This is a genomic window from Shinella sp. GW821-FHT10F02, assembly GCF_058809275.1.
This window is the reverse complement of record NZ_JBXASL010000001.1, coordinates 282,122-298,483: the sequence shown is the minus strand read 5'-3', so window position 1 is coordinate 298,483 and position 16,362 is coordinate 282,122. Positions and strand designations below refer to the sequence as shown.

Annotated in this window: 17 protein-coding genes; 9 read left to right on the top strand and 8 right to left on the bottom strand. The window is 64.4% G+C overall.

The window, feature by feature from the left end; translation table 11 throughout:
* Positions 1 to 34: 34 nt before the first annotated feature.
* The 9 genes from AC1RWL_RS01395 (at position 35) to pqqE (ending at position 7,889) form a co-directional block, all read left to right on the top strand.
* Positions 35 to 721, top strand: a complete 687-nt coding sequence (locus tag AC1RWL_RS01395; RefSeq protein ID WP_256115326.1) for a response regulator transcription factor — start codon at positions 35 to 37, stop codon at positions 719 to 721.
* Between the two features lie 82 nt (positions 722 to 803).
* Entirely contained in the window at positions 804 to 1,955 is a 1,152-nt protein-coding gene (locus AC1RWL_RS01390) for an FIST N-terminal domain-containing protein (RefSeq protein WP_493093580.1), read from the top strand.
* Positions 1,952 to 4,144: a PAS-domain containing protein gene (locus tag AC1RWL_RS01385; RefSeq protein WP_493093581.1), complete on the top strand. Its 2,193-nt coding sequence runs from the start codon at positions 1,952 to 1,954 to the stop codon at positions 4,142 to 4,144. The genes AC1RWL_RS01390 and AC1RWL_RS01385 overlap by 4 nt, the downstream gene beginning before the upstream one ends.
* A gap of 76 nt (positions 4,145 to 4,220) precedes the next feature.
* Positions 4,221 to 4,667, top strand: a complete 447-nt coding sequence (locus AC1RWL_RS01380; RefSeq protein WP_493093582.1) for a pseudoazurin — start codon at positions 4,221 to 4,223, stop codon at positions 4,665 to 4,667.
* Between the two features lie 98 nt (positions 4,668 to 4,765).
* Positions 4,766 to 4,867, top strand: a complete 102-nt coding sequence (pqqA, locus tag AC1RWL_RS01375; RefSeq protein ID WP_319316463.1) for a pyrroloquinoline quinone precursor peptide PqqA — start codon at positions 4,766 to 4,768, stop codon at positions 4,865 to 4,867.
* Positions 4,839 to 5,765 carry a pyrroloquinoline quinone biosynthesis protein PqqB gene (gene pqqB / locus AC1RWL_RS01370; RefSeq protein ID WP_493093583.1) on the top strand — a complete coding sequence of 309 codons (927 nt, stop codon included), beginning with the start codon at positions 4,839 to 4,841 and terminating at the stop codon, positions 5,763 to 5,765. Before pqqA ends, pqqB begins: the two co-directional genes overlap by 29 nt.
* Positions 5,762 to 6,532 (top strand): pyrroloquinoline-quinone synthase PqqC, encoded by a 771-nt coding sequence (pqqC, locus tag AC1RWL_RS01365; protein ID WP_493093584.1) that lies wholly within the window; start codon positions 5,762 to 5,764, stop codon positions 6,530 to 6,532. Before pqqB ends, pqqC begins: the two co-directional genes overlap by 4 nt.
* Positions 6,529 to 6,801 (top strand): pyrroloquinoline quinone biosynthesis peptide chaperone PqqD, encoded by a 273-nt coding sequence (gene pqqD / locus AC1RWL_RS01360; RefSeq protein ID WP_493093585.1) that lies wholly within the window; start codon positions 6,529 to 6,531, stop codon positions 6,799 to 6,801. The genes pqqC and pqqD overlap by 4 nt, the downstream gene beginning before the upstream one ends.
* On the top strand, positions 6,798 to 7,889 hold the full coding sequence (gene pqqE / locus AC1RWL_RS01355) for a pyrroloquinoline quinone biosynthesis protein PqqE (protein ID WP_493093586.1): 1,092 nt from the start codon (positions 6,798 to 6,800) through the stop codon (positions 7,887 to 7,889). The genes pqqD and pqqE overlap by 4 nt, the downstream gene beginning before the upstream one ends.
* A 37-nt stretch (positions 7,890 to 7,926) precedes the next feature.
* Here the strand turns inward: pqqE and AC1RWL_RS01350 are convergent, their stop codons facing one another.
* The 8 genes from AC1RWL_RS01350 to AC1RWL_RS01315 all read right to left on the bottom strand — a co-directional run bounded on the left by AC1RWL_RS01350 (position 7,927) and on the right by AC1RWL_RS01315 (position 16,309).
* On the bottom strand, positions 7,927 to 9,030 hold the full coding sequence (locus AC1RWL_RS01350) for an ABC transporter ATP-binding protein (RefSeq protein WP_493093587.1): 1,104 nt from the start codon (positions 9,028 to 9,030) through the stop codon (positions 7,927 to 7,929).
* Positions 9,031 to 9,032: 2 nt separating this feature from the next.
* Positions 9,033 to 10,076 (bottom strand): NAD(P)-dependent alcohol dehydrogenase, encoded by a 1,044-nt coding sequence (locus AC1RWL_RS01345; protein WP_493093588.1) that lies wholly within the window; start codon positions 10,074 to 10,076, stop codon positions 9,033 to 9,035.
* A 15-nt stretch (positions 10,077 to 10,091) separates the two neighbouring features.
* Positions 10,092 to 10,904 carry a carbohydrate ABC transporter permease gene (locus tag AC1RWL_RS01340; RefSeq protein WP_256115338.1) on the bottom strand — a complete coding sequence of 271 codons (813 nt, stop codon included), beginning with the start codon at positions 10,902 to 10,904 and terminating at the stop codon, positions 10,092 to 10,094.
* Positions 10,901 to 11,764, bottom strand: coding sequence for a carbohydrate ABC transporter permease (locus tag AC1RWL_RS01335; RefSeq protein ID WP_493093589.1), 864 nt, complete (start codon positions 11,762 to 11,764; stop codon positions 10,901 to 10,903). Before AC1RWL_RS01335 ends, AC1RWL_RS01340 begins: the two co-directional genes overlap by 4 nt.
* Positions 11,765 to 11,829: 65 nt before the next feature.
* Positions 11,830 to 13,107 carry an ABC transporter substrate-binding protein gene (locus tag AC1RWL_RS01330; RefSeq protein WP_493093590.1) on the bottom strand — a complete coding sequence of 426 codons (1,278 nt, stop codon included), beginning with the start codon at positions 13,105 to 13,107 and terminating at the stop codon, positions 11,830 to 11,832.
* 186 nt (positions 13,108 to 13,293) lie between these two features.
* Positions 13,294 to 14,271: an AraC family transcriptional regulator gene (locus AC1RWL_RS01325; protein ID WP_493093591.1), complete on the bottom strand. Its 978-nt coding sequence runs from the start codon at positions 14,269 to 14,271 to the stop codon at positions 13,294 to 13,296.
* 297 nt (positions 14,272 to 14,568) lie between these two features.
* Positions 14,569 to 15,171, bottom strand: coding sequence for an FMN-binding negative transcriptional regulator (locus AC1RWL_RS01320; protein WP_493093592.1), 603 nt, complete (start codon positions 15,169 to 15,171; stop codon positions 14,569 to 14,571).
* 10 nt (positions 15,172 to 15,181) lie between these two features.
* Entirely contained in the window at positions 15,182 to 16,309 is a 1,128-nt protein-coding gene (locus AC1RWL_RS01315) for a zinc-dependent alcohol dehydrogenase family protein (RefSeq protein WP_493093593.1), read from the bottom strand.
* Between the last annotated feature and the right edge of the window lie 53 nt (positions 16,310 to 16,362).

Genomic DNA, 16,362 nt, shown 5'->3' with positions numbered 1-16,362 from the left:
GCTAAGCTATCGCCAGCCCTTTCGGGAATTTCGCATGATGCCAGTCCCAGCCCCCGAGAAACCCGTGCGCACGCTGAAATCGGCGCTGATCGTCGATGATCACCCGCTGTTTTGCGATGCGCTGGCGATGACCCTGACAGGTCCGGTCGGCATTCCGGACGTCGAGGCCGTCGGTGCGCTTGAGGCGGCGCTTGCGAGGCTGGAGACCGGCCCGCTGCCCGACGTGGTGGTGCTGGACCTCAACCTTCCCGACGTCAACGGGCTCGACGGGGTGGTGCGCCTGCGCCGCGCCTTGCCGGACACGCCGATCGTCGTCGTCTCGTCGCTCGACGAGATCCGCGTCGTGCGGGCGGCGCTGAAAGCCGGCGTCAATGCCTTCGTGCCGAAGCATGCCTCTCGCGAGGAATTCCGTGAGGCGTTCGCCGTCATTGCGCGCGGCGAAATCCATGCGAGCCGCATGGCGCTCGAAGCCTCGGCCCCGACGCCGTCCGAAGAGGCGGTAAAGCGGCTGGCATTGCTGACCCGGCAGCAGGCCCGCATCCTGCAACTCGTCTGCGCCGGGCGCATGAACAAGCACATCGCCTATGAGCTTTCCATCGCGGAAACCACCGTGAAGGCCCATGTCACCGCCATCATGCGCAAGCTCGGCGTGCAGACGCGCATGCAGGCCGTGCTTTTCGCCCAGGAGGCAAGTTTCAACGTCATGGCGACCGATATCTGACAACGAACTGCGTGCTGGCGTCCGGTCATCATGGATGCTCTAAGCTTTAAGGCGGGGGAAACGGCGGAGGAGGCCATCACCCGTGGAGGAACAGTTCATCACGCGTGCGCTCGCATCGGCGCATGACGCCCATGCGGTCGAGAGGCTGGCGTCAAGCCTCGGTCCCGGCCCGTTTTCGCTCGTCCTGTTGTTCGTCTCGCCGGAGGCCGACGTGCCCGGCATCGTCTCGGGCGCCGCAAGGGCCTGGCCGGATGCGCGCATCGCCGGCTGTACCACCGCCGGAGAAATCTCCGGCGCCGGCTATGAGGACGGAAGCATCGTCGCCATCGGTTTCCGTGCACGCCATTTCGCGGCCGAAACGCTGCTCATTCCTGATCTGTCGCAGCTCGCGGCAAGCGAGCTTTCGGAGGCACTGCTGCATGTAAGGCAATCGCTCGCCCGCGATCACGGACACCTGCCGGAAGAGTTCGCGCTGCTGTTTGTCGATGGGTTGTCGGCGCGCGAGGATGAACTTGCTTCGGTGCTCGCCGCCGGCACGGGCGCCATGCCGCTCATCGGCGGATCGGCCGGTGACGGCACGAATTTCCGCGAAACCCTCGTCTTCGACGGCAGGCGGCTTCTGGCGAATGCCGCGGTGATTTCCGTCATGCGCGGCGCCTGCCCGCTGCGGGCCTTCAAGATGGACCATATCAGGCCGACGGAGCGGCGCATGGTCGTGACGGAAGCCGACCCTGCCGCCCGCATCGTGCGAAAGATCAACGCCGAACCCGCCGTGCAGGAATATGCCCGTCTCATCGGCATGCAGCCGGAAAGCGTCGATACCCTCACCTTTGCGATTCATCCGCTTACCGTGCGCATGGGCGAGCGGCACCATGTACGCGCCATCCAACGCGTTCTGCCGTCCGGCGAACTCCTGTTCTTTTCGGCGATCGACGAGGGAATGGTTCTCACCATCGCCGAACCGCACGATCTCGTGGATCACCTGGCGGGCGAATTGCAGGCCCTGAAGCAGCCGGGAACCCCCGTCGCCGTGCTTGCCTTCGACTGCATCCTGCGGCGCGTCGAGGCGCAGGAAAAACAGATGACCGGCCGCGTTTCGGAACTTCTGCGGCATCATGGCGTGATCGGCTTTTCGACCTATGGCGAGCAGATCGGCCCGATGCACATCAACCATACCATGACCGGTTTTGCCTTCTACCCGCCCGGCACGATCCTTTCGGGAAGCGATCCATGAACACACGCTTGTCCGAAGGATTGCTCGACGCCACCGATGGCGAGACGAAAAACCTCGAAAAGATGCTCGTCATCGCCGATGCCCTCATCCGCCATGTCGAGCAGAATTCCGGCGACAGGGGTGCTGCCTTCGAGCAGTTCCGCCGCGCCGCCGTTCTGGAGGACCGGGTGCGCCAGCGCACGCGCGATCTCGAAACCACACTCAAGCAGCTCAACGACGCCAACAGCGCCGCCGAGCGGGCGAGACGCGACCTGTCCCAGGCGATCGAGGCGGTCGATGAGGGTTTCGCCCTTTTCGACCCTGCCGACATCCTCGTGCTCTGCAATTCCCGCTTCTGTCGCGACCTCACCGACGTTCGCCCAAAACTCTTTCCCGGCATTGCCTTTGCCGACTATGTGGAAATCGTCAGCCGTTCCACGATGCTGGCCTTTCCCAAAGGCGTGACGGTCAAGGCCTGGGCTGCGGAACGCATGCGCCTGCATCGGACCCGGCAGGTCTTCAATGTCGGGCTGACCGGCGACCGCTGGCTTCAGGTCAGCGAGCAACGCACCGCCGATGGCGGCACCGTCATCCTCCAGACGGATATCACCGACATCATCCGCATGGAGCGCTCGGAACGCGGCAAGCTGCTGGACGACCAGGCCCGTATGATCCGCGCGACGCTGGAACATATCAACCAGGGCGTCGGCATCTTCGACGCAAACCGCCGACTGGCCGGCTGGAACGGCCGTGTCGCGCAGCTTCTCGACATCCCGCCACGACTGTTGCGGCGGGGAACGCCGTTCGAGCTGCTGGCCGACCGCATTGCCCGCTCGATTACCCTCAGCGACGGTTTTTCCGCCGACATGCTGCGCCAATGGATCGACGGCCGCCTGCCGCGCGAACCCCTGTCCTTCGAACTCCAGCACGTCTCGGGCATCATCCTCGATGTCTTTGCGCAGGAGATGCCGGGGCGCGGCTTTGTCATGTCGTTTGCCGACGTGACGCGTGAACGCCTTGCCATCCACGCCATGATCCGGGCCAACAGCTCGCTGGAAGCGCGCGTTGCGGCGCGCACCGGGGATCTCGCGACAGCGCTTGCCGAGGCCGAGCGCGCCAATTCCGCCCGCGTCCGCTTCGTCGCGGCGGCGAGCCACGATCTGCTGCAACCGCTGTCGGCAGCAAAACTGTTCGTCGCGGCCGCGCGTGACGATGCGGGCGCAACCCCGATGTGCGGGACGCTGGAAAAGGCACACAATGCCCTCGTCAGCGTGGAGGGGATTCTCGGCGCATTGCTCGACATCTCGCGCCTGGAAGCCGGCGGCGCTGCGGTCGATATCGGCCCGGTTCCCCTTTCCGTTTTGCTCAACCAGCTGACCGACGAATTCGCCCCCATCGCCGCCCGCAAGGGCCTACGGCTCGACATTCTGCACTGCGGCCTCACCGTATCGAGCGATCCGACCTACCTGCGCCGCATCCTGCAGAACCTGATCAGCAACGCCATCCGCTACACGAGCAGCGGGCGCGTCCTCGTCGGGCCGCGGCGGGTGAAAGGGCATGTGCGCATTGAGGTGCATGACACCGGGCCGGGCATCGCAGCCGACCAGCAGCAGTCGATCTTCCGCGAATTCCACCGCATCCAGGGTTCCGCCTCGGCATCCGAAGGCATGGGGCTGGGCCTTGCGATCGTGGAAAGGGCCTGCGGCCTGCTTGGCCACCGGCTGGCGCTTCACTCGGAACCGGGGCGCGGCACCTGTTTCGCCGTCGATCTGGCCGTTGTCCCACACCACGCCAAACCGGCCTACCGGGAGACCGCGCCAGCGATACCCGAGGAGCCCGGCGACAATTCCGATCGCATCGCGCTTCTCGTGGAGAACGACGAGGACCTGCGCCGCGCCATCTCCCTGCTGCTGGAGCGGCGCGGGGTCAGCGTGCTCGAGGCGGCAAGCGGCGAAGAGGCGCTCTCCCTGCTGGAAGAAATCGGCATCGTGCCCGACCTTTACCTGATCGACCAGCAGCTCGACGGCACGCTCACCGGCATCGAAACCGTGCTGGCGCTGCACGCGGAATATGGCGAGCGCCCCACCCGCCTGCTCACCGCCAACCGTACGCCGCAGACGCGGCTTGCCGCGGACGCCGCGGGCATCGAGGTCATGTACAAGCCGATCGCCGCGGACGCGCTGGAGGCCTTCGTGCTGCACGCCAGCTGACCCGGCACCAAGGTCGCATTGCGACACTGCTTGCCAGATGGGACATCCCTTCCACCCGAATTGGAGGAGGAAGGACATGAAGAAGCTACTCGCGGCAACCGCCCTGATGATCCTTGCAAGCGGTGCGGCACAGGCGGCCGAGCACGCCGTCAAGATGATGAACAAGGGTGAAAGCGGCGCCATGGTCTTCGAACCGGCCGCCATCGCGGCGGCACCCGGCGACACGATCCGCTTCATCCCGACGGACAAGAGCCACAATGTCGAGGGCATCAAGGGCATGCTTCCCGAGGGCGTACAACCCTTCAAGAGCAAGGTGAACCAGGAATATGTCCTGACGGTCAGCGAGCCCGGCTTCTACGGCGTGAAGTGCTCGCCGCACTACAGCATGGGCATGGTCGCCCTCATCCGGGTCGGCGACGGTTCCCCCAATCTTGACGCTGCGAAAGCGGTGAAGCTGCCGAAGAAGGCGTCGGAGCGCATGACGGCTGCCTTCGATGCGCTGGCGGCAGCAGCGGTGAACTGACCCGGTCTGAGAGACCCGAGACCTTGGTCGCATTGTGAAGCCGGACGGACGGGCGCAGCCTGACAGTGTGAACTGTCCACATTCTGGAGGAGAAACAAATGGCCTGGAAGAAACCCGTCGTCAAAGACATTGCCTGCGGCATGGAAATCAACATGTACGGCCCGTCGGAAGATGATCCGCGTCCCGACCATCCGTTCTGAACGGGGCGCTGTGCGTATCATCGTTCTCGGGGCAGGCGCCGGTGGCGGCCTGCCCCAATGGAACTGCGGCTGTGTGCAATGTGCCGCGGCGCGCGAGGGTCTGATCCCCGCGATGACGCAGAGCACGCTGGCCGTCAGCATCGACGGTGTCGACTGGGTGCTGCTCAACGCCTCTCCGGACCTGCGCCAGCAGCTTGCTGCCTGCACATCGCTGCACCCGACGAGCCTGCGCGGCAGCCCCGTCAAGGCGGTGGTGCTGACCAACGGCGATGTCGATCACATCACCGGCCTTCTCACGCTGCGGGAAAAAACCGCCCTGGCCGTCTACGCGACCGAAGCCACGCATCGGGTTCTCTCGGAGAACACGGTCTTCGGCGTTCTCGATCCGGCGCTGGTCGAGCGGAAAACCATCGTCCTCGATCGGCCCTTCAATCCGCTGCCGGGTTTGACCATCACGGCCTATGCGGTGCCCGGAAAGATCCCGCTTTATCTTGAAGGCGAGGCGCCGGACCTGGAAATGATGGGAGAACAGACCGTAGGCCTGCGCTTACAATCGGAAGGACACGACGTGCATTACGTTCCGGGCTGCGCGGTCCTGCGTGACTGGCTCGTCGCGCGGCTGGAGCCAGCCGACGTCGTGCTGTTCGACGGGACGATCTGGAGCGACGACGAAATGCCGGCCTCCGGCACCGGCTCCAAGACCGGAGCGCGCATGGGGCATGTGGCGATGACCGGACCGGACGGCTCGCTCGAACGCCTCTCCCGGCTTCGGGGACGGCGCATCTACACGCATGTGAACAATACCAATCCGGCGCTGATGCCCGAAAGCGATGCCCGCGCGGCGATCACCGCCGCCGGATGGGAGATTGCGAAGGATGGCATGGAGATAATCCTGTGAACATCAGCCCGAGACCCGACGACTGGCCCTTGAGCCGCGCGGAATTCGAGGCGCGCTTGCGCCAGGTCGGCGAGGCGCGCTATCACGACAAGCACCGGTTCCATGATCGCCTGCATGGCGGCCAATGCACGATGGACGAGGTGCAGGCCTGGGTGATCAATCGCTGGCAGTACCAGTCCTCCATCCCCATGAAGGACGCCGCTTTCCTGTCGCGCTGTCGCGACCCTGATCTGCGCCGCATCTGGCGATCGCGCATCCAGGACCATGACGGCGCGGTCGAAAACGGCGGCGGCATTCGCCGCTGGCTGCGGCTCGCGCAGGGTGTCGGGCTCGATCCCGCCTACGTCGCATCAGGCCGCGGCGTGATGCCGGCCACGCGCTTCATCGTCGATGCCTATATCCGCTTCGTGCGCGACGAGCCGCTCATCGCCGCCATGGCAAGCTCGCTGACCGAGATGTTCGCGCCCGCCATCCACACACAGCGCATCGCCGGCCTGCTGGCGCATTACGACTTCGCCGATCCGGAAACGATCGCTTATTTCGGCCACCGCCTGACGGAAGCGCCAAAGGATGTGCAGTTCACGCTCGACTGGGTGCTGACCCATGCCGTGACCCGTGCGGACCAGGAAGCGGCAATCGCCGCCCTGACATTCAAGACGGACGTGCTCTGGGCGCAGCTCGACGCGCTCTGGAGCGGCTATGTCGAAGGCCACATACCGCCGGGCGCCTGGAAGCCCGGCGAAGGACAGAGGACGGATCGTCCATGAACACCGATCCCGTTCCCCTCCTGCCGCGCGGCACGCGCCTGCATCACGACCGGGTCCGCGACACCATGGTGCTGCTTGTGCCGGAGCGCGCACTGCTGCTCGACGAGATCGGCACCGCCATCCTCCAGGAGGTGGACGGCCGATCGACGCTTACGGCGATATCCGCCCGGCTGGCGGAGCGCTATGGCGCGCCGGAGCCGGATGTGGCAGCCGACATCCGCGCCTTTCTCGACGGGCTGGTCGCCCAACGTCTGGTGGACTACCAATGACCGAGCGCCCCGGCCCGCCGATCGCCATGCTTGCGGAACTCACGCATCGCTGTCCGCTGTCCTGCTCCTACTGCTCCAATCCGCTCGAATTGACGGCACGCGAAAAGGAGCTTCCGACGGACGTCTGGGCGCGCGTGTTCCGCGAGGCTGCCGATCTCGGCGTGCTGCAACTGCATCTTTCCGGCGGAGAACCCGCATCGCGGCGTGATCTCCAGGACCTCGTCAAGGCGGCCCGCGACGCGAACCTCTATGTGAACCTGATCACCTCCGGCATCGGCCTGACGCCGGCACGGCTCGACGCGCTAGAGGCAGCCGGGCTCGATCATGTGCAGCTCTCGCTGCAAGCGATTGACGCCGAAAAGGCCGACTGGATCGGCGGCTACAGTGGCGGCTTTGCCCGCAAGCTCGCTTTCGCGGGCGAGGTTCGCCAACGCGGCATTCCCCTCACGGTCAATGCCGTCATGCACCGCCATACGATCGACGACATCAATGCGGCGATTGCCTATGCCGCCGATCTCGGAGCGCGCCGGATCGAGGTTGCCTGTGTTCAGTTCTATGGCTGGGCATTGGCGAACCGAGCCGCATTGCTACCCTCCCGTGACCAGGTCACGCGCGCGAAAAGCGCGGTGGCCGCGGCACGGCGAGCCTACGCCGGTCGCATGACGATCGACTTCGTTCCGCCGGATTATTACGCGGACTATCCCAAGGCCTGCATGGGCGGCTGGGGTTCAACCGGCCTCAACATTGCCCCCGACGGCACCGCCCTGCCCTGCCACGCCGCCGCGACGATACCGGGCCTTCGGTTCGACCGGGTGACGGACCGCAGCCTCGCCGAGATCTGGTATGACGGCGCGGCCTTCAACGCGTTTCGCGGCCACGAATGGATGCAGGAGCCCTGCCGCAGCTGCGCGCGCCGCGACCGGGACCATGGCGGATGCCGCTGCCAGGCCATGGCCCTGGCCTCCGATCCCAACGCCGCGGACCCGGTCTGCCACCACGCACCGGCACGCCCCATCGTGGATCACATCATTTCCGAGCAAGCCGCGGCATCGCCACCGTTTATTTATCGCACCCACAAGCACCAATGAACCGCCAAAGCATCCCCGGCTCGGAAGCGATCATCCGTCAAGCCTGCGATTCCGCCCGCAACATCGAAAGGCCCGTTGCGCGATCGAAAAGGTGCAGGCTCTCGACGCTGGCTGAAAAGGCAACAGGTGCCCCGGTTTTCGGCCGGCTGCTTGCGGGAACGAGGGCGCCGATTTCCTTGCCGCCGACGAGGAAGGAAACAAGCGCGCTGTCACCGTGGAACTCCACGAGATCGGTGATGCCCGCGAGCGTGTTCTCCCTGTTGTCTTGCAAAGGTGCGGCCGACAGCGACGATGGCCGCACGCCGAGCGTATAGGCATGCCCCTCCTTCAGAGCGAAGCGATTGCGGTCGACCCTGAAGCGCAGGCCATCGCCTTCGAGCAGCCAGCCTTGGCCTTCGGAACGGGCTGTGACGTCAAGGAAATTCATATTGGGCGTGCCGATGAAGCCGGCGACGAAGAGCGTGCGCGGACGATCGTAGATTTCCGCCGGCGTACCGACCTGCTCGATCGCACCACCTTTCATCAGAACGATACGGTCGGCCAGCGTCATGGCTTCGAGCTGGTCGTGCGTGACGTAGATCGTGGTGGTCTTGAGGTTCTGGTGCAGGCGGGCGATCTCGACACGCATGTGGTTGCGCAGCTTGGCATCGAGGTTGGAAAGCGGCTCGTCGAAGAGGAAGACGCGCGGCGTCTTGATCATGGCGCGGGCGATGGCCACGCGCTGCTGCTGGCCGCCGGACAATTCGGTAGGCTTGCGAGAAAGATATGGCTCCAGTCCAAGCGTCGCAGCGACGGTCTTTATGCGGCTGTCGATCTCCGCCTTGTCGACCTTCATGCGCTTCAGGCCGAAGGCGATGTTGTCGTAGATCGTCATATGCGGATAGAGCGCATAGTTCTGGAAGACCATCGCGACGCCGCGGTCGCGCGGCTCAAGATCGTTGACGGTGCGTCCTGCAATCGACACTTCACCGCCGGAAATGTCTTCCAGTCCCGCGATCATGCGCAGGAGCGTGGACTTTCCGCAGCCCGACGGGCCGAGGAAGACGACGAATTCGTGGTCGTCGATCTCCAGGTTGAAGTCCTTGATGACATTGACGGCCCCGTAGGCCTTGTCGACATGGGAGCAGACGATGTGGGCCATGGTCAGTTCTCCTCCTGCACACGGATCTGGAGTTTCACGTCGGTCGCTCGCGCCTCGACGGCGCGCTCAAAGGCGGTGATGCTTTCGCCAAAGGCATAGGTGCCGGTGATCAACGGTTTCAGGTCGACCTTGCCGGAGGCGATGAGTTCGAGCGCACGGTCGAAGACATTGGCGTAGCGGAAGACCGTCTCGATGCGCACTTCCTTGGAAATGGCGCCCGGCACGTCGAAGCGCACGGCATCGACCGGCAGGCCGACCAGCACAACGGCGCCGCCCGGCCGCACGAGATCGAAGAGGCCGTCAAAGGCTTTCGCACTGCCGCTCGCCTCGAAGACCACGTCGGCGCCCCAGCCTTCCGTCGCCTTGGCGATGGCGGCGGCGAAAGTGGTCTCGGTGAGTTTCACCGGCTCGATGCCGGGATAGGCGGCGGCAATTGCCAGCTTCTCCGCGGAGAAATCCGAGATGAGCACACGGCTGCACCCGCCGGCAAGCGCGGCCAGCGCCACCATGATGCCGATGGGTCCCGCGCCGATCACCGCAGCGACGTCGCCCGGCACGATGCGGGCCCGCGCCGCCGCCTGCATGCCGATGGCGAAGGGTTCGACCATCGCACCCTCGGCGAACGAGACATTGTCTGGCAGGCGATAGGTGAAGGCGGCGGGATGAACCGCATAGGGCGCAAGAATGCCGTGCACCGGCGGCGTCGCCCAGAAGCGGACAGCCGGATCGACATTGTAGAGGCCGAGCTTGGAGGCGCGGGAGGAAGGATCAGGAATGCCGGGCTCCATGCAAACCCGGTCGCCGACCGAGAGGGAGCGTACATTCTCGCCGACCTCGACAACCGTGCCCGCCGCCTCGTGGCCGAGCACCATCGGCGCGCGCACCACATAGGGACCGATTGCGCCATGCGTATAGTAGTGCACGTCGCTGCCGCAGATGCCGACGGTGTGGATGGCGATCTTCACGTCATCCGGCCCGACAGCCAGCGGAAGGTCGATGTCGCGCAGGGCAAGCACACCCTTTTCTTCAAGAACCAAGGCTTGCATGAAATTTTCCTGTCATCACTTGCTGTTGCGCCGGAACGCATTGTTGAGGAGGCCGCTCAGAATGCCGACGAGCAGGAGCGGTGGAATGGAGAGCAGCACCACCGAGGCATTGAGGATGCCCCAGGGCACGTCGCGGCCGAGCTGGGTGAGTTCCGAAGCGACGATCGGCAGCGTCTTGGCATCCGAGGTCGTCAGCATCAGCGCGATCAGGAACTCGTTCCAGACCAGCACGAAGGCGAAGGCGACGGCGCCGATGAGAGAGCGCGCGGCGATCGGAAGTGCGACGCGCAGGAAGACGGCATAGGGGCCGTAACCATCGACGCGCGCGGCCTCTTCGACCTCCTTCGGTACCTGGGCAAAGGCGGGTACGCCGAGCCAGATGACGGTTGCGAGCGTCAACAAAGTATAGGTCAGGATCAGCGACAGACGCGTGTCGTAGAAGCCGAGATCGAGCCAGATGACCATGAGCGGGATCGCAACCGCGACCGGCGGCAGGAAGCGCAAGGACAGAACGAAGAACTGGATGTCCGCCGACCAGCGGTTCGGGTAGCGGGCGATGGCATAGGCCGCCGGCAGGCCCAGCAGCGCGCCGATCAGCACCGAGCCGCCGGCGGCGATCAGCGAGTTGACGAGGCCGGTCGCCACGCTCTCCCGACCCAGCACATAGGCAAAGTTATCGAGCGTCGGCGTGAAGATGAAGAGCGGCGTGGGGGTGACGATATCCACCCGGTTCTTGAAGGCGTTGATGACGGTCCACACCATGGGGAAGACCGCGGAAAAGGCCGCGAGATAGAGCACGGACCTGCCGAGGAAACGGGAGACACTCATGGCTTCACCCTCTTCCAGATCACCGTAAAGATCACGGTCGTCGCCAGCATCATCAGCACCGCCATGCCGGACGCGTAGGAGATGCGGCCCGATTCGATGAAGCCCTGCGAAAAGGCGTACATGTCGAGCGTTTCCGTCGCGATGCCGGGGCCGCCGCGGGTCATGACATAGATGAGATCGAAGGCGCGCAGGGACTCGATCATCTTGATGAAGGCAAGCGAGATGAGCGGCGCCTTGAGCATGGGCAGCGCGACATAGGCATAGACTTCCCAGGGGCGCGCATGGTCGAGCCTTGCGGCCTCGAAGGGTTGCGGCGGCAGGGTTTCGAGCAGCTTCAGCACGATGACCGCGAAGAACAGGCCCCATTGCCAGACATCGACCAGTGCCACCGTCATCAGCGCCGTGGCGGGGCTTGAAAGCAGATCCAGCGTCTGGCCGGTGATCGCCTTGTAGGGATAGGTGACGATGCCATAGAGCGGATGGAAGGCGAACTTCCAGACGAAGGCGGCCGAGACGCGCGGCAAGATGACCGGCACCAGAAAGAGCAACGTCAGGACGGCCCGCATGCGTGGCGACGCGAACTCGAAAAGCAGGATCCCGAGAGCGATCGCGACGAGAAGCGTCAGCGTGACGGTGACGACCTCCCAGGTCAGCGACACGCCGACCGCATTGATGAAGCGGCGATCGGAAAACAGGTCGAGATAGTTCTGGAGCCCGACGAAGCTGCCATCCGGACGGCTGAGTTCGCGGTTGTGGAAGGAAATATAGATGGCATAGGCCGTCGGCACGAAGGCGAGCACCGCGAGGATGGCAAGCGGCGGCGCCAGGAAGACGGCGGGCAGGCTGGTTCTGGATTTCATGGATTTTTCCTCAAGATCGCGCGGCCGCCGTCTCGGGAGGCGAAGCGGCCGCGCGGCTCAAAGGCTCACTGGTTGCGGGCGACGAGGTCCTTGGCAAAGCCTTCGAGTTCGTTCAGGCCATCCTTGATGTCCGTGCGCGAACCGGCGATCAGCTCTTCCAGGATGATGCCCCAGCGGTCGCCGAGATCGGGCCAGAGCGGGCTCTGCCAGAAGTTGACGGCCGTGACCTTGCCGGTATCGGCCAACGCCTGGCCGAGATCAGGACCGTAGAGTTTGGCGAAGGTCTCGCTGGTCATGATGCTGGTGCGGTTGAGCTCGCTGAACTGGTTTGCTTCCAAGCGACGCTGTTCATTCTCCTTGGACGTCGCCCAGGCAATGAAGAGGCCGGCGCAGGCTTTCGACGCATCGTCGGCGTTGGCCTTGGTGCCGATGGCAAGGCCATGGCCATAACCGCCGCCGGTCAGCGGCGTCGGCGGCGGCAGGTAGCCGACCTTGCCGGCAACCTGCGACGACTTCGGGTCGATCGCCATGCCGACGAGCGGGGTGGATTCCACCAGCATCGCCACCTGGCCGGAGGTGAATGCGCCGACCGACTCGTCCCACCCGCCGGTTTGCGTGCCCGGGGCGGAATATTTGAACAGCTCGAGATAGGTCTCTGTAGCCTTGACAGCCGCCTCGCTGTTGAACTTGGGCGTGTCGCCATCGAACCATTCGCCGCCAAAGCCCTTGAAATAGGGCATCCAGCGCCAGACATTCGCGCCCGAGCCGCGCTGGCCGCGCAGCGCAATGCCGTAAATGCCCTTGTCCGGCTGGTGCAGCTTCTGGACCGCCTCCTTCATCTCGTCGAGCGTCGTCGGCGGCTTGACGCCGGCAGCCTCCAGGAGATCCTTGCGGTAGACCAGAAGGTCGCCACCACCGGTCAGCGGCGCGAACCAGACCTTGCCGTCATAGGTCGCGACTTTCTGGCGACCGGGGTCGAAATCGGCGTAGTCGTATTCTTCAGGATAGTAGTCCATGAGCGGCGAGACCCAGCCCGCGGACGCAAAAAGCGCAACGTTCGCCTCGTCGATATAGTACACATTGTACTTGCCGATGGTGGAGGCGTCCGCCTTGGTCTTGGCACGCCGGTCGTTCTCGTTGAGATAGTCGATCTCGAACGATGCGCCGCCGGAAAGCGTTGCGAATTCGTCCTTGTAATTTTCCAGAAGCGTCAGGCCTTCGCGTGGCTGGGCAAGCACGCGGATCGTGCCGGAGCATTCGGCGGCCAGCGCAATCGACGAGACCGAGCTGGAAAGAAGGCATGCGTAGGCGATGCTCGAAACGAGCGTCTTCACGGATGTCATGGATGAACCTCCCCTAAGGATCCGATGGTCGGCGCGGCACGACCTCCTCGTGGCCTACGCCAATCTGTCAGCGAATATCTTCGCTAACACTGATACTAGCGGAGGAAATTTCGGGAGCTAGCGCGCCTGATGCGGAGATTCTGTACTTTAATGCGCATTATTATGCTGCATTGCGAAAAAATGGTTCTACCCGCGCAAGGTTTCATCGGGCGGTGACAGGTCATCGCGCTGGGGGCGGCGCTGCGGCGTCAGCCGGCGATAGGCCGAGGGCGTCATGCGGTGATGGCGCAGGAAGGTCCGATTGAAATTGGAGATGTTCAGGTAGCCGACCTCGAAGCAGATGTCGGTGATCGGCATGTCGCTTTCCGCCAGAAGTTTGCAGGCCTGCCAGATGCGCAGCTTGTTGACGTGGTCGGTAAAGGTGTTGCCGGTGTTCTTCTTGAAGAAGCGCGAAAAGGCGCTCTCGCTCATGCCGGCAAGATCGGCGACGTCGGACAGGCGAATGTCGGTCGCGAAATTTCGATAGATGAAGACGAGCGCGCGCTGGAGGGCATCGAGCGTTTCGGCATCGAGCTTCGGCGAGTATTCCGGCGAGGAGAGGATCTCGTATTCCGCAGAGCGGGCGAGCAGATCGAGCAATTGCAGGAAGAGCGCAAGCCGCGCCATGCCTTTCTCTGTTCCCATGCGTTCGACAAGGTCCGCGCCCTTCACCAGCGTCTCGCCGTTGAACACCAGACCCCGCTGCGCACGCGCAAAAAAGTCCTCCAGTTGCGCGAATTCCGGCAGCAGCCGCGTCGCCTCGCGGATGCGGTCCGGATGGAACTGCACGACGACCTCCCGTCCTTCGATCACCTCGCCCGGCGCGGTCATCGTCACCCAGTCATGCGGCAGGTCGCTGCCGATCACGGTGAGATAGGTGGCGGAAAAAGCGCCGATATAGTCGCCGACAAAGGCAACGCCCTCGCCCTTGCGGATCAGATGGATCTCGAACTCCGGATGGAAGTTCCAGACATTGCGCTCCCAGGGATAATCGTCGAGCCGCCAGAGAAAGCTCTCGTCAATGCCTGTGATGATGTGCTCGAAGGTCGGCGGGCTTGAGGCGAACGGACCGGGCCTCAGCTCTATGCCGCCCTTGGCTTCACGCATCTTGGTAAGAGTAGCCACGTCCTGCTCCTGCGGATCAAATTCCAAGGAAAGCGCATGCCACCCGCACGCCCCCAGACGTCCCGCATCCTGCCTTCCAATTGCATTGTGACGCCAAATGCCGGCCCGGACAACCGGCCGAATATCGTCACAAGGCGAGAGGAAATTTGACTAAGCAGATAAGCCGTGTGGTCGATAGGGCGCCTCGAAAACTTACGCCAACCCGATCCGGCAGAATCGATCACCAGGGGCCGGTCATAGTCGCCCGTGGTTGCCCCGATCACGCGCTAAAGCACTTCCAGCCAAGGCTGCACCGCTTCAGCGGGAGATACCGTCGTTCATGCGCCGCATCCAGTAGACCAAGGCCTCGTCCTCCAGACTTTCGACGATATGAGCGAAGGTTCCGCGCTGCTCATCCTGGCCGAGCTTGAAACGCGCGGAAATGGTACGGATAGGCGCGCGAAACCCGATGACGGCTGTCCGGAGCGCCTGGTAGCGCGCGCCGAGGCTTTCCCGGGTCCAGGGCGCCGTGCGTCCACGCTCCATATGCGCCACGGTGCGGTCCAGTGCCTCGTCGGTGATCGCGTCGTCCGGCACGATATCGGCCACGACGCGCACCACGACGAAGTTCCACGTCGGCGCCCAATCGGTCTTGCCGGTGATCGATGGCGAGATATAGCCGCTCGGGCCGCGAAACAGGAACATGCAGCGGGGATTGCCGGTCAGCACGTCGGCTATCGGCGCTTGGCGCGGCAGGTGTCCCGTCAGGCTTTTCGGCCGACCCTCGCCGTCGCAGTCGAGAAGAACGGGCATCTCGATCGTGGAGAGCACATCACCTTCGGGAATGATCGAGGCCATCGGATAGCTGTCGATCACGTCCCGGATGTCGCGATCGTTCCATGTGTCGAATTTGCCGCTCATGCGCCTGCCCTCACGCGAACTGAATGATCTGGCGCACGGTCGCGCCGTCGGCCAGGAGGTCGAACCCCGCATTGATGTCGTCGAGGCCGATGCGGGTGCTTAGCAGCCTGTCGATCGGCAGCTTGCCGCGCCGGTAGAGGCCGAGGAAACGGGGGATGTCCCGCGACGGCACGCTCGATCCGATATAGCTTCCCTTCAACGTGCGCTCTTCCGCCGTCAGGGTGACGGCCGGCACGCGCAGCATCGCCTTGGCATTCGGCAATCCGCCGGTGATGGTGGTGCCGCCGCGGCGCGTGATGGCGTAGCCAAGCTCCAGGGCGCTTGCGGAACCGGCGAATTCCAGCGCGACGGCGACGCCGCCCTTGGTGATCTCGCCTACCTTTTCCGCGATATCCGGGTCGTCGGCATGGAGCGCATGGGTCGCGCCCAGCGACAGCGCGAAGTCGAGCTTGGACTGGAGCCGGTCGATGGCGATGATCGTTTCGGAGCCGGCCGCGACAGCGCCGAGGAGCGCGGCAAGCCCCACCCCGCCGAGGCCGATCACGGCGAGCGAACCGCCCGGCCGGATCTCGCTGGAATTGAACACAGTTCCCGCGCCGGTGATGACCGCGCAGCCCATCAGCCCGGCAATGTCGAGCGGAATGTCGGGATCGATCTTGACGAGCGAGCGGCGCGAGGCCGTCGCATATTCGGCGAAGGAGGAGACGCCGCAATGGTGGTGCATCGGCACGCCATGGCGGCGAAGGCGCGTCGCGCCGGTCGTCAGGTCGCCCTTGGCGTTGTGCGCGGCACCCGGTTCGCAAAGGGCGGGGCGACCCTCCGCGCAGGGGCTGCAATGGCCGCAGCTCGGCACGAAGACGAAGACCACATGGTCGCCGCGCTTAAGATCATGCACGAATTCGCCCACCTCCTCGACGACGCCCGCCGCCTCGTGCCCCAGCACGATGGGAAGCGGTCGCGGCCGGTTGCCCTCGATGACGGAGAGGTCGGAGTGACAGAGGCCCGCGGCGCCCATGCGAACGAGCACCTCGCCCGGCCCCGGCCCTTCCAGATCGACGAGCTGCACCTTCAGCGGCAGGCTTTTCGCATAGGGGCGCTGGAGGCCCATCTCTTCGAGGACGGCGGCTTTGATCTTCATGACGGTGGATTCTTTCGGCTTTCGAACGACTACGCTGCCAAGCCTACAGCGCC

What these genes read in the sequence shown, in the direction of transcription:
- AC1RWL_RS01395 (WP_256115326.1), top strand. Translation starts at nt 35, where the DNA reads ATGATGCCAGTCCCAGCCCCCGAGAAACCCGTGCGCACGCTGAAATCG.
- AC1RWL_RS01385 (WP_493093581.1), top strand. Translation starts at nt 1,952, where the DNA reads ATGAACACACGCTTGTCCGAAGGATTGCTCGACGCCACCGATGGCGAG.
- AC1RWL_RS01380 (WP_493093582.1), top strand. Translation starts at nt 4,221, where the DNA reads ATGAAGAAGCTACTCGCGGCAACCGCCCTGATGATCCTTGCAAGCGGT.
- pqqA (WP_319316463.1), top strand. Translation starts at nt 4,766, where the DNA reads ATGGCCTGGAAGAAACCCGTCGTCAAAGACATTGCCTGCGGCATGGAA.
- pqqB (WP_493093583.1), top strand. Translation starts at nt 4,839, where the DNA reads ATGATCCGCGTCCCGACCATCCGTTCTGAACGGGGCGCTGTGCGTATC.
- pqqD (WP_493093585.1), top strand. Translation starts at nt 6,529, where the DNA reads ATGAACACCGATCCCGTTCCCCTCCTGCCGCGCGGCACGCGCCTGCAT.
- pqqE (WP_493093586.1), top strand. Translation starts at nt 6,798, where the DNA reads ATGACCGAGCGCCCCGGCCCGCCGATCGCCATGCTTGCGGAACTCACG.
- AC1RWL_RS01350 (WP_493093587.1), bottom strand. Translation starts at nt 9,030, where the DNA reads ATGGCCCACATCGTCTGCTCCCATGTCGACAAGGCCTACGGGGCCGTC.
- AC1RWL_RS01345 (WP_493093588.1), bottom strand. Translation starts at nt 10,076, where the DNA reads ATGCAAGCCTTGGTTCTTGAAGAAAAGGGTGTGCTTGCCCTGCGCGAC.
- AC1RWL_RS01340 (WP_256115338.1), bottom strand. Translation starts at nt 10,904, where the DNA reads ATGAGTGTCTCCCGTTTCCTCGGCAGGTCCGTGCTCTATCTCGCGGCC.
- AC1RWL_RS01335 (WP_493093589.1), bottom strand. Translation starts at nt 11,764, where the DNA reads ATGAAATCCAGAACCAGCCTGCCCGCCGTCTTCCTGGCGCCGCCGCTT.
- AC1RWL_RS01330 (WP_493093590.1), bottom strand. Translation starts at nt 13,107, where the DNA reads ATGACATCCGTGAAGACGCTCGTTTCGAGCATCGCCTACGCATGCCTT.
- AC1RWL_RS01320 (WP_493093592.1), bottom strand. Translation starts at nt 15,171, where the DNA reads ATGAGCGGCAAATTCGACACATGGAACGATCGCGACATCCGGGACGTG.
- AC1RWL_RS01315 (WP_493093593.1), bottom strand. Translation starts at nt 16,309, where the DNA reads ATGAAGATCAAAGCCGCCGTCCTCGAAGAGATGGGCCTCCAGCGCCCC.